The organism is Streptomyces longispororuber, from assembly GCF_014656095.1.
GTDB lineage: Bacteria > Actinomycetota > Actinomycetes > Streptomycetales > Streptomycetaceae > Streptomyces > Streptomyces longispororuber.
Window position 1 is genome coordinate 1 of sequence record NZ_BNBT01000035.1, and the last position, 12,092, is coordinate 12,092.

Genomic DNA, 12,092 nt, shown 5'->3' on the forward strand with positions numbered 1-12,092 from the left:
CTCGTCCTCAAACGCCGGACGGGCTATCCCCTAGCCCGTCCGGCGTTTGAGGACGAGGCCGCCAGGCCGATCAACCGACCGGGCCCAGGGCTCAGCCCCGCCTGCCGTGGAAGGATTCCACCGCGGCCCTCACCCCGGCCAGCGCACGCGCCAACGCGCTCACCGACCCGATCGACCCCGCCACCAGTAACAGCGACCGCCGCAACCGCCGCGGCTCCGGCGCGCCCGTCGCCGCCATCGTGGCGAGCGCCGCCAGTTCGTCCTCGGCGATCGCGCGGTCGGGGAACTCCCCGGGGTGGGCGGCGAGTTCGCGCCGTAAGCGGGACACCGCCGACCGCAGCTCCGTGACCCGGGGATCCTCGTACCCGTCCGGCACCGCTCTGTGCCCCGCGCTCCGCCCCATGCTCCGCAACACAGCTCTCCCCCTCGTCCTCGCACCACGTCGTGCGGCAGCCGCACCTTTCGGCCATGCCCGGCCGGAACAGGGTCCCCAGAACCCATGCGGTAAGCAAGGGTCATGACTGAATCCTTTCCGCCGCACCCCGGCACGACCCCGGACGCCCTCCGAGCCGCCTCCGCCTCCCCCGGCGAGGTCGCCGGGCTGCTGCTCGCCGCGGGCGGCGGGCGGCGCCTCGGCGGGTGTCCGAAGGCGCTGCTCGAACACCGCGGCGAGCTGTTCGTGGAGCGGGCCGCGCGGGCCCTGCGCGAGGGCGGCTGCACGCGCGTGCACGTCGTGCTCGGGGCCACCGCAGACGTCGTACGGGAACAGGCCGCGCTGCCGGGGTGCGTCCTCGTGGACAACCCGGCGTGGCGGGAGGGCATGGGCGGTTCGCTGCGCGCCGGGCTCGCCTCGCTGGCGGGCACCGGCGCGCGGGCCGCCCTGGTCACCCTCGTCGACCAGCCGGGCGTCGGGGCGCCGGCCGTGGCCCGGCTGCTGGCCGCGTACCGCTCGCCCGCCACGCTGGCCGCCGCCGCGTACGACGGCGAGCGCGGCCATCCGGTGCTGTTCGGCGCGGACCACTGGGACGGCGTCGCGGCGGCCGCCACGGGGGACCAGGGGGCTCGCGCCTACCTGCGGGAGCACGCGGGCGCGGTGGCGCTCGTGGAGTGCGGGGACGTCGCCGAGCCGTACGACATCGACACGGTGCCGGACCTGGAGCGGCTGGAGTGAGCCGCGCGCGGCGCCACCCTGGCCACCGCGGCGGCGCCCTGTTCCACTGGGAGTGACGGCGGTGGCACTCCGAGCCGCGTTGTGTCGACGAAGAGAATCTCGACATCAACAAAACATTGAACTTCCACCATGAGGAAACTAGTATCCACTGCTCAGAAGCGCCCGACACCCCAGACGGCGCCCGCAGCCGCATTCAGGCGCCACGGCACTCGGTGCCGTGCCGCGGGGCCGCCCGCTCGCTGAAGGAAGTGACAGCTCATGTCCGCACCAGCGCCGTCCCCGCTGGCCATCGTCGACGCCGAGCCCCTGCCCCGGCAGGAAGAGGTCCTCACCGACGCGGCCCTCGCCTTCGTGGCCGAGCTGCACCGCCGGTTCACGCCCCGCCGCGACGAGCTCCTCACCCGCCGCGCGGAGCGCCGCGCCGAGATAGCCCGCACCTCCAGCCTGGACTTCCTGCCGGAGACCGCCGCGATCCGCGCCGACGACTCCTGGACGGTGGCGCCCGCCCCGGCCGCCCTGAACGACCGGCGCGTGGAGATCACCGGCCCCACCGACCGCAAGATGACCATCAACGCGCTCAACTCCGGCGCGAAGGTCTGGCTCGCCGACTTCGAGGACGCCTCCGCCCCCACCTGGGAGAACGTCGTCCTCGGCCAGCTCAACCTCATCGACGCCTACGAGCGCCGCATCGACTTCACGGACGAGCGCACCGGCAAGTCGTACGCCTTGAAGGCCCCCGACGAGCTGGCCACGGTCGTGATGCGGCCGCGCGGCTGGCATCTGGACGAGCGGCACCTGACGGACGCCGACGGCCGCCCCGTGCCCGGCGCCCTCGTCGACTTCGGCCTGTACTTCTTCCACAACGCCCGCCGCCTGCTCGACCTCGGCAAGGGCCCGTACTTCTACCTGCCGAAGACGGAGTCGCACCTGGAGGCCCGCCTCTGGAACGAGATCTTCGTCTTCGCGCAGGACCACGTGGGCGTCCCGCAGGGCTCCGTCCGCGCCACCGTCCTCATCGAGACGATCACGGCCGCGTACGAGATGGAGGAGATCCTCTACGAGCTGCGCGACCACGCCTCGGGGCTGAACGCGGGCCGCTGGGACTACCTGTTCTCCATCGTCAAGAACTTCCGTGACGGCGGGCAGAAGTTCGTGCTGCCGGACCGCAACGCCGTGACGATGACCGCCCCGTTCATGCGCGCCTACACCGAACTGCTCGTGCGCACCTGCCACAAGCGCGGCGCGCACGCCATCGGCGGCATGGCGGCGTTCATCCCGTCCCGCAAGGACGCCGAGGTCAACAAGGTCGCCTTCGAGAAGGTCAAGAACGACAAGGACCGCGAGGCCGGGGACGGCTTCGACGGCTCCTGGGTCGCCCACCCCGACCTCGTGCCCATCGCCATGGAGTCCTTCGACAAGGTCCTCGGCGACAAGCCGCACCAGAAGGACCGGCTGCGCGAGGACGTGAGCGTCGCCGCCGGCGACCTGATCGCCATCGACTCCCTGGACGCGAAGCCCACGTACGCCGGCCTGGTCAACGCGGTGCAGGTCGGCATCCGCTACATCGAGGCCTGGCTGCGCGGCCTCGGCGCGGTCGCCATCTTCAACCTGATGGAGGACGCGGCGACCGCCGAGATCTCCCGCTCCCAGATCTGGCAGTGGATCAACGCGGGCGTCGTCTTCGACAACGGCGAGGCCGCCACCGCCGACCTCGCCCGTGAGGTCGCCGCCGCCGAACTGGCCGCGATCCGCGCCGAGATCGGCGAGGAGGCCTTCGCCGCGGGCAAGTGGCAGGAGGCCCACGACCTGCTCCTGCAGGTCTCCCTGGACGCGGACTACGCGGACTTCCTCACCCTGCCGGCGTACGAGCGGCTGCGCTGAGCCCGCGCGGAACCGCCCCGCCCCCGGTGCCGTACGGCGCCGGGGGCGGGCGCGTCCTCAGGGCCCGGCCGCCGGCAGGCCGAACCGCCTGCGCTCCTCGGCGGTCAGGGCACGCGGGGGTTCGCCGGCGGCCGCGGCGGCTTCCAGCAGGGCCGCGCCCGCGGCCGCGTCGGTCCGCCCGGGCAGCGTCCACGTGTACCGGACGTGGTCCTCGCCGGTCACCGCGAAGCGGCGGTCGTCCAGCCAGCGGGCGTCGAGCGCCACCACGGCGTCCATCAGCCCCACGGCCAGGCACTCCCCCGTGGCGGCGAGCCAGAACCGCACCCGGCGGATACCGGTACTGGCCAGGTGACGGCCGTCGGGCGACCAGGCCAGGCGCCTGCTGCCGTCGCCGCCGCGCACGGTGCGGACCAGTGCGGCCCCGGAGGCGGCGTCGTACACGCTGACGTGGCAGTCCTGGCCGAGCAGGGCGAGCGCCCGGCCGTCCGGTGACCAGCACAGCGCGCACACCGCTCCGGCGGCCGTGCGGAAGTCCCCCGTCCGCGCCCCCGTGGCGGGGTCCCAGACGGTCAGCCGCCCGTCGTCCTCGGCACCGGCGAGCGCGGTGCCCTCGGGGTGCCACGCCAGGACGCCGCTCAGCCGGGGGCCGCTGTCCATGACCGCGGCGCGCCGCCCCGTCGCGGGGTCCCACACCTCGACCCGAGGCGCCCGCTCCTGCCAGAAGTCCCGGCCCAGCGTGGCCAGGGCCGTGCCGTCCGGGGACCACGCGCAGAGCGCGGGCACGGTGGAGTCCGGGGTCATCCGGGCGGCGCGGGTCCTGAGCACCGCGTCCCAGAGTTCGACCCTGTCCTTGAACGCGACGGCGAGCAGGTCGCCGCCGGGCTGCCAGGCCACCGTGGCCGGCCGGGGGTCCTGTGCCGCCATGACCCGTACGGGTTCCGGCGCGGCTCCCGTACGCACGACCCGTACGGTGCCGGAGCCCCGCGCGGTGGCGGCCACGCGGTCGCCGTTCCAGGAGACGTCGTTCAACGTCCCGGTGGCGAGGGCGCGTTCCCGCCCGGTGGCCATCTCGCGGACGTGGGCGTCGGCGCCGGACGCCCAGGCGAGCCGCGTGGCGTCACCACTCCAGGCGAGTGCCTCGACGCGTCCGTCGGGCACGATCTCGCGGTGCTCCGCCAGGTCCGGCGAAGAGGCCTCGTACACCGCGATGCGGGCGACGGTCGCCCACCCCTCCTCGGCGACGGCGAGGAACCGGCCGTCGGGGGACCAGGAGAGCGCGAGGACCGCCCCGGACGTTCCGCGCTCCGCGACGGTCCGCCCGTCCCCGGCGGACACGACGCGGAGGAGCTGTCCGGCCCCCACCGCGGCCTTCCCGCCGTCGGGCGACCAGTCGACGCAGGTCTCCCGGAGCAGCCTGGGGCTGTCGTACGGGGAGAGCGTCCACAGCGTCGCCGCGTCCGCCGTGCGCACCACGCGCAGGGTGTCGTACTCGATGACCAGCAGGTGGGTGGCGTCCGGGGACCACCGCAGGCCGCTCGCGCCCTGCGCCTCCAGGGTCCGCCGGGCGGCCGGGGCGTCGTCGGCCCCGTCGAGGTCCACGACCGTGACACCGGAGGCGGTGAAGGAGGCCGCGACCCACCGGCCGTCGCGGGAGACCGCCACGGCGTTCGGCCCGAAGGCGTCGGTGGTCGCCACGGGATCGGCCCGGTCGAACCGGCGCACCGCCACCGGCCCCGGCGGCCGGGCCGCCGCCCAGTACGCCGCGCCGCCGCCGAGACCGGCGGCCGTCAGCGGGCCGAGCCCCACGTCCTCCTGGCCGACGGGGTCGCCCCCGGCCGTCCAGGTGGCGAGCTGACCGTCCTCGCCGAGGGTCCGCAGCAGCCCGGACGCCGGGTCCCAGCCGAGCGCGAGGATCCTTCCGGCGTGCCCCAGGGCGAGGCGCTCCGCCGCGGGCGGCCGGAGGGCGGCCCAGAGCGTCAGCACGGAGGCCGGTGTGGCGGCGACCTCGCGCACGGCGGTCGCGGCCAGGGCGAGCGCGAGGGCCGGTTCCTCCCTGGCCGCGTACACCTGCTGGGCCGCCGCGGCCAGGGCGTCCGCCCGGTCGCCGGCCTCCCGCCGCTCCCGCTCCCGGGAGGCGGCGACCAGGTCGCGGACCGCCGCCGACACGTCGTGTGCGGCCGTCAGGTCAGCGGCCTGGGCGAGGCGGCTGCCGCGCAGCAGGTCGTCCGGGGGCTCGCCCTGCGCCCGCCAGGTCGCGGCCCGGCGTTCGAGGTCGGTGACCAGGCGCAGGGCCTCCTCGTGGCGGGCGACGAGGTCGCGCAGGCGCGGCCAGTTCCGCAGCAGGGCCTCGTGGACGAAGTCGAGGGCGTCACCGGCTTCGGTGCCGGTGAGGAGCCGGGCCTCGCGGAGCTCCTCGGCGATCTCCCGCCGCGGCCCGTCCAGGGCGTCGGCGGCCACGAGCCGCCGGGTGCGGCCGCGTTCGTCCCAGGAGACGAAGGCGAGCAGGACCGCGTCGACCGTCTCCGCGGGGTGCCGTGCGACGAGGCGTCCGTACACGGCTTCCGCGTGGCGCCCGATGGACTCGGCCAACGGCCCGCCGCTCTCCAGGAGTTCGCGGCCGATGCCGGCGCCGGGGGCCGCCGCGTCGTAGAGGTCGCGCAGCAACTGGCCGAGCAGCGGCAGGGTGTTGCCCGCGGTGGCCTCCGCGGTGAGGATCTCCACCACCTCCGCGTCGATGTCCACCCCGGCCGCCCTGGCGGGTCCGGCGATCACCGCGCGGGTCTCGGCCACCCCCAGCGGCGGGAGCAGCACCCGGGCGCGGAAGAGGTCCGCGTACGGGCCCGTGGCCGCGTCCCGCAGGTACTCGGTGGGCAGCGCGGCGAGGACGTGGAACTGGGGCAGGGTGCGCAGCGCCGACCGCAGCAGGCCGAGGAAGGGGGCGCGCTCCTCCTCGGGCACCCTGCGGAAGACCTCCTCCACCTGGTCCACGGCCAGGACGACGCGGCTCCCGCGGTCCTGGGCCGCCAGCAGGGCGGCGGCCAGGACGGTGGGGCGGCGCCCGTCCGGCGCGGCCGCGAGGGCCGCCGCCTCCTCGCGCAGGTCGTCGGCGAGCCGCCCCACCTCGTCCCGGCCGGGCGTCGCGCCCGCGAACAGGGCGCGGGCGAGGGCGGTGAGCCGCGCTGCGCCCGGGCGCAGCGGCCCGAGCACCGTGTGCCCGCGGCGGAGCCGGGGCAGGACGCCCGCGGCGAGGAGGGACGACTTGCCGCTGCCGGAGGGGCCGACGACGGTGATCCAGCGCTCCCCGGCGGCGCGGCCGTGGGCCACCCGGTCCACGGTCTCGTCCGTCGCCGTGCGGCGGCCGAAGAACACCTCCGCCCGGTCCGGCCCGTACGCCTCGAGGCCCGGGTACGGGTTGCCGCTCCCGGTCCAGGTGACGCGGCGCCGCTCGACCCGGCGCCGCACCAGCTCCGCCACGACGAGCGCGGCGATCCCGAGCGGCAGCCAGAGCGGGGCGTACCGCTCGACCAGCGGCAGCGGCCCCCACCACCCGGCGGGGTCCGCCGTGACGAGGTTCGTGCCGAAGCCGAGGGCCACGCCGACGAGCAGCGCGGTCAGGTCGAGGGGCATCCTGCGGGGCGCGGTCATCGCCGGGTTCCCCCGGACGGGGCCGGGTCCGGCGGCGGCCTGCGCGGCGCGGTCACCGCCGTGCCCCCTCGGGCTGCCCCGGACGGCTCGCCGTGGGGCTCCGGGCTGCCTCGGGTCCCGCGGCACCGTCGCCGCCACGGTCCTCGGACGGGGCCGGGTCCGGCGGCCTGCGGGGCGCGGTGGTTGCCCCCGCCCGCTCGGGCGTCGTCATCCGCGTGCCCCTTCCCCCGCGTCCGGCACCGGGAGGCCCGCCGCGCGCGCTCCCCCGCCCTTACGGTCCCCCGCGGCCGCCGCGCGCACACGCCCCGGCGGTGCCGGTGGCCGTCACGGGTACCGCTTCGCCGGGCGCGGGTCCGGCTTGCCGTGCAGGTTCGGCACCCTCTTCAGCCAGGCGGGGCGGGCCGCCTCCGTGGCGCGGGCGCGCCGCTCGGCCTCGGCGTCGAGCTCGGCGCGGGAGGGGAAGTCGGTGGGCAGCCAGGCCGCGGAGGCGCGGGCGCGGGCGGCCAGGTACGTGACGTAGGCGGCGCGCAGCTCGTCGGGGCCGTCGAAGCCGGGCTCGTCGGCGAGCCAGGCGTCGGGGACCTCCGCGGTGATCTCGCGCAGGAGGTCCTCCGTGACGAGCGGCGCGAGCTTCGCGTCGGCCCTCCGCACGTCGGGGCCGTAGCGCCCGAGCGCGTGGTGGCGGACGTCGTAGGCCTTCTCGGCGGTGTCGAGGACGGAGGCGGCGTCCCAGCGGTGGTGGAAGACCAGGGCGGCGCCGTGGTCGATGAGCCACAGCTTCGGCTCGTGGACGCCGAAGGTGGGCCACACCATGAGGTTGGAGCTGTGCACGGTGCGGTCGACGTTGGCGGTGAGGGCGTCGAGCCAGACGATCTCGCCGGCCTCCACGGGGTCCACGTCCAGCTCGGTGTCGGGGGTGACGTCACGCGCGCCGGGGAGGTAGTCCATGCCCAGGTTCAGACCCGCGCTGCGGCGCAGCAGGTCCTGGACCTCCTGGTGGGGCTCGTGCGCGCCGACGGCCGGGTCGAAGTGCGCGAGGACCAGCTCGGGCACGCGCAGGCCGAGGCGGCGGGCCAGCTCGCCGACGACGACCTCGGCGACCAGCGCCTTGCGGCCCTGGGCGGAGCCCGTGAACTTCAGCACGTACGTCCCGAGGTCGTCGGCCTCGACGACCCCCGGCACGGAGCCGCCGGTCCGCAGGGGTTCCAGGTACCGGACGGCGGTCACTTCTCGCAGCACACCAGCCACCCTAACCGGGCACCGCAACGGGTTTTTTGGAGCGGACCGACCTTGATCCATAGGATCCGCTGATGATCACCAGAAAACGGCTCGCGGCGGGCGTCTGTGCCCTGTTCGCGGCCCTGAGCACGGGGCTCGCGCCCACCGCCGCGTACGCGGCCGACGAACCGGACGACGGCGGCGCCAAGCCCAAGGTCGAGCTCGTCCTCGACGTGAGCGGCTCGATGCGGGCCCGCGACATCGACGGCAAGAGCCGCATGGCCGCGGCGAAGCAGGCGTTCAACGAGGTGCTCGACGCCACCCCCGAGGACGTCGAGCTCGGCATCCGCACGCTCGGCGCCACCTACCGCGGCGACGACCGCAAGACCGGCTGCAAGGACACCGAGCAGCTCTACCCCGTGGGCCCGCTCGACCGGCGGGACGCGAAGACCGCGGTGGCCACGCTCTCGCCCACCGGCTTCACGCCGATCGGCCCGGCCCTGCTGAAGGCCGCCGACGACCTGGAGGGCGGCGAGGGCTCGCGCCGCATCGTCCTCATCAGCGACGGCGAGGACACCTGCCAGCCGCTCGACCCGTGCGAGGTGGCGCGGGAGATCGCCGCCAAGGGCGTCAACCTCACCGTCGACACCCTCGGCCTGGTCCCCAACACCAAGATGCGCGCCCAACTGAGCTGCATCGCCGAGGCCACGGGCGGCACGTACACGTCCATCCGCCACACCGACGAACTCACCGACCGCGTCGGCCAGCTCGTGGACCGCGCGGCCGACCCGGTCGTCAACCCCGTGGCCGTCGAGGGCGCCGACCGGTGCGACGCCGCCCCCGAGCTGAAGCCGGGCCTGTACAGCGACCGCGCGGGGTTCGGGCAGCACCGCTGGTACCGCGTGGACGTCGCGCCGGGCGAGGAGCTGCGCGCCTCGGTGAGCGTCGCGGCCGACCGGGCCGTGAACAACGACTACGGCGTCCTCCTCCGGGCCGTCACCAAGCACGACCGGGAGATCGTGCGCGGCTCGGAGGCGGGTGACGGCCGCACGGACGTCCTCTCCACGGGCCTGCGCTACCCCAAGCCGGACGACTCCGACTCCGACTCCGACGAGACCGAGAAGGAGACCGTCTGCCTCCAGGTGTCGCACTCCTTCTCCGCGGCGGCCTCCGGTGCCTCCGCGAAGGGCAAGCCGGGTCTGCCGGTCGAGCTGGCCGTGGACGTCGTGGACGCGCCGGACGGCTCCTCCGACGTGGCCGCGTTCGGTCTCGGGCGCGGCTGGTGGCTGCTGGGCGCGCTGGTGCTCACCGGTTTCGTGGGCGGTCTGCTGTGGGGCTGGATCTCGCGCTGGCGGGTCGCCGTCTGGAGGACGAACTGATGCGTACGAAGCGACTGTGGGCGACGGCCGGGCTGCTCGGCCTCACCACGCTGCTCGGCTCGGGCGCGGCGTTCGCCGCGCCGGGTGACGACGACAAGGGCCGCACCGATGCGGGGACGTCCTTCCGTACGGCGACGCCGATCGACCAGGGGCAGAAGGGCACGGCGACCGCGTCGACGGGCGACTACCTCTACTGGTCCTTCCCGGCGGACGCCGGGCAGCGCCCCCGGGTCGAGGCGACCGTGAAGCTGCCCGAGTCGGCGCGCGGCACCGGCGCGACGTGGCGGATCGACGTGTACGACGGCCTGCGCCGCCGCCAGGCCTGCAGGTACGGCATGCAGGCGCGGACGGCGGGCACCGCGTCCTCGGTCGAGCTGGCCTGCACGCTGCGCACAGTGCGCGCCTGGTCGGAGCCGTGGGCCAACGACCCGCTGCCGGGCACGTACTACGTGCGCCTGACGGCGACGGGCCTGCGCACCGCCGACCTGGGCCAGCCGGTCACCGCCGAGGTCAAGGCCACGTCGAAGGACGTCGGCGGCGCGGCGGCGGTGGACGGCACCCTGGGCGCCCCCCTGGTGCCGGGCACCCGCCCCGGCTCCGACTCCGAGCCCGAGGACGGCTGGTCCTCGGGCTGGTGGACGGACCGCTGGGTGTGGACGGGCATCGGCGGCGTCCTGGCGGCGCTGGCGGGCGTCGGGGGTTACACCCTGACACGCGGCACGGGCAGGGCCACGTCAGCAGGAAACAGCCCGTCCGGCGTTTGAGGACGAGCGCGCAGCGCGATGAACGGGGGTCCAGGGGGCAGGGCTCCCTGGTTTCGGGAAGGGGCGGGCCTGGGGCGCCCCCGCGAGGCCCCGGCCCACCCCTACCCTCCCCGCAACGCCTTGGCCAAGGCCCCCTCCCCCGTCACGGCCACCCGCCCGGCCCGCACCCCCTCGGCCACACTCAGAACCCCGCGCCCCAGCTCGACCGCCGTCCCCGCGTCCAGCGTCACCCGCGCGTCCGGCTCACCGGGCGCGGCCCCGTCCCCGTACGAGACGCTCCCGTCCTCCCCGATCCGCACATGGAACTCCCCCTCCTCCAGGCGCACTTCCACCAGACCCGCCTCCGGGGACACGGCATCCAGCAGCGGCAGCGCGAACCAGTGGGCCCGGACCGCGTCGGTGGGCCGGCGCTCGGCGAGCCCGGGGGCGCCCCACGCGGCGAGCGCCCGCAGCACGGGCAGCAGCTCGCGGCCCCGCGCGGTGAGCTCGTAGACGTACGCGGAGGCGGGCGGCGGCAGGCGGCGGCGCGTCGTGAGGCCCGCCTGCTCCATGTCCTTCAGCCGGGAGGCGAGTACGTCGGTGCTCACTCCCGGCAGATCGGCGTGCAGATCGGTGTAGCGGCGCGGACCGACGAGCAGTTCGCGGACGATCAGCAGGGTCCAGCGGTCACCGACGGCGTCGAGGGCGCGGGCGGCGGCGCAGAACTGGTCGTAACTACGGCGCGGTCGAGGTGGCATACGCCGCAGTCTAGACATGATGTTGGACTTTCCAAGCTCCAGCTTGGTAAAACCAAGTATCGCTCGCCACGGGAGGCACACGCATGGAGTTCCGGCAGTCCAGCAAGCTCAGCGAGGTCTGTTACGAGATCCGGGGCCCGGTCATCGAGCACGCCAACGCCCTGGAGGAGGCGGGCCACAGCGTGCTGCGCCTGAACACCGGGAACCCCGCGCTGTTCGGCTTCGAGGCGCCCGAGGAGATCGTCCAGGACATGATCCGGATGCTGCCCCGCGCGCACGGCTACACCGACTCGCGCGGTGTCCTGTCCGCGCGCCGCGCGGTGGTGCAGCGCTACGAGGCACTCGGCGTCGAGGACCTCTCCGTGGACGACGTCTTCCTCGGCAACGGCGTGTCCGAGCTGGTCACGATGGCCGTACAGGCGCTCCTGGAGGACGGCGACGAAGTCCTCATCCCCGCTCCGGACTTCCCCCTCTGGACGGCCGTGACCACCCTCTCCGGGGGCAGGGCCGTGCACTACCTGTGCGACGAACAGGCGGACTGGTACCCCGACCTCGACGACCTGGCCTCGAAGATCACGGACCGTACCAAGGCCCTGGTCATCATCAACCCGAACAACCCGACGGGCGCGGTGTACCCGCGCGAGGTCCTGGAGGGCATGCTCGACCTGGCGCGCCGCCACGGCCTGATGGTGTTCGCCGACGAGATCTACGACCAGATCCTGTACGACGACGCGGTGCACCACGGCGTCGCCGCCCTCGCCCCCGACCTGGTGGTGCTGACCTTCTGCGGCCTGTCGAAGACGTACCGGGTGGCGGGCTTCCGCTCCGGCTGGCTGGTGGTGACCGGCCCGAAGCAGCACGCGAAGGACTATCTGGAGGGCCTGACGATGCTGGCCTCCATGCGGCTGTGCGCCAACGCGCCCGCCCAGTACGCCATCCAGGCCGCGCTCGGCGGCCGCCAGTCCATCCACGAGCTGACCGCGCCCGGCGGCCGGCTGCGCGAGCAGCGCGACCGCGCCTGGCAGAAGCTCAACGAGATCCCCGGGGTGTCGTGCGTGAAGCCGAAGGGCGCGCTGTACGCCTTCGCGCGCCTGGACCCCACGGTGCACGCCATCCACGACGACGAGAAGTTCGTGCTCGACCTCCTCCTCCAGGAGAAGATCCAGGTCGTGCAGGGCACCGGCTTCAACTGGCCGCACCCGGACCACTTCCGCATCCTCACCCTCCCGTACGCCGACGACCTGGACGCGGCGATCAGCCGCATCGGCCGCTTCCTGAGCGGCTACCGCCAGTAGCG

Annotated in this window: 9 protein-coding genes; 5 read left to right on the forward strand and 4 right to left on the reverse strand. The window is 75.0% G+C overall.

Translation table 11 applies throughout. The features are described 5' to 3' along the window. Positions 1–91: 91 nt before the first annotated feature. Positions 92–403, reverse strand: a complete 312-nt coding sequence (locus tag IE330_RS14000; protein ID WP_190136302.1) for a DUF5955 family protein — start codon at positions 401–403, stop codon at positions 92–94. A 114-nt stretch (positions 404–517) separates the two neighbouring features. Between IE330_RS14000 and IE330_RS14005 the strand changes: the two genes are divergently transcribed. Both IE330_RS14005 and aceB read left to right on the forward strand, forming a co-directional pair. After that, a complete protein-coding gene (locus IE330_RS14005) occupies positions 518–1,171 on the forward strand; it encodes a nucleotidyltransferase family protein (RefSeq protein WP_190136303.1) in 654 nt (217 codons plus the stop codon). Between the two features lie 258 nt (positions 1,172–1,429). Continuing rightward, the gene (gene aceB / locus IE330_RS14010; protein WP_190136304.1) at positions 1,430–3,052 is read left to right on the forward strand and encodes a malate synthase A; all 1,623 of its coding nucleotides are present in this window, start codon (positions 1,430–1,432) and stop codon (positions 3,050–3,052) included. A 57-nt stretch (positions 3,053–3,109) separates the two neighbouring features. Here the strand turns inward: aceB and IE330_RS14015 are convergent, their stop codons facing one another. Together IE330_RS14015 and IE330_RS14020 are read right to left on the reverse strand one after the other, a co-directional pair. After that, complete coding sequence (locus IE330_RS14015) at positions 3,110–6,697, reverse strand: WD40 repeat domain-containing protein (protein ID WP_190136305.1); 3,588 nt, start codon at positions 6,695–6,697, stop codon at positions 3,110–3,112. A 324-nt stretch (positions 6,698–7,021) separates the two neighbouring features. After that, positions 7,022–7,936: a HipA family kinase gene (locus IE330_RS14020; protein WP_190136306.1), complete on the reverse strand. Its 915-nt coding sequence runs from the start codon at positions 7,934–7,936 to the stop codon at positions 7,022–7,024. Positions 7,937–8,007: 71 nt separating this feature from the next. On the opposite strand from IE330_RS14020, the gene IE330_RS14025 reads away from it, so the two are divergent. Both IE330_RS14025 and IE330_RS14030 read left to right on the forward strand, forming a co-directional pair. After that, on the forward strand, positions 8,008–9,294 hold the full coding sequence (locus IE330_RS14025) for a VWA domain-containing protein (RefSeq protein ID WP_190136307.1): 1,287 nt from the start codon (positions 8,008–8,010) through the stop codon (positions 9,292–9,294). Further along, positions 9,294–10,058, forward strand: coding sequence for a hypothetical protein (locus IE330_RS14030; RefSeq protein ID WP_190136308.1), 765 nt, complete (start codon positions 9,294–9,296; stop codon positions 10,056–10,058). Before IE330_RS14025 ends, IE330_RS14030 begins: the two co-directional genes overlap by 1 nt. Before the next feature lie 101 nt (positions 10,059–10,159). Here IE330_RS14030 and IE330_RS14035 read toward each other — a convergent pair whose 3' ends face one another. Then, complete coding sequence (locus IE330_RS14035) at positions 10,160–10,813, reverse strand: winged helix-turn-helix transcriptional regulator (protein ID WP_190136309.1); 654 nt, start codon at positions 10,811–10,813, stop codon at positions 10,160–10,162. A gap of 65 nt (positions 10,814–10,878) precedes the next feature. Here IE330_RS14035 and IE330_RS14040 point away from each other — a divergent pair, with 65 nt between their 5' ends. Then, the gene (locus IE330_RS14040; protein ID WP_190136310.1) at positions 10,879–12,090 is read left to right on the forward strand and encodes a pyridoxal phosphate-dependent aminotransferase; all 1,212 of its coding nucleotides are present in this window, start codon (positions 10,879–10,881) and stop codon (positions 12,088–12,090) included. Positions 12,091–12,092 lie beyond the last annotated feature (2 nt).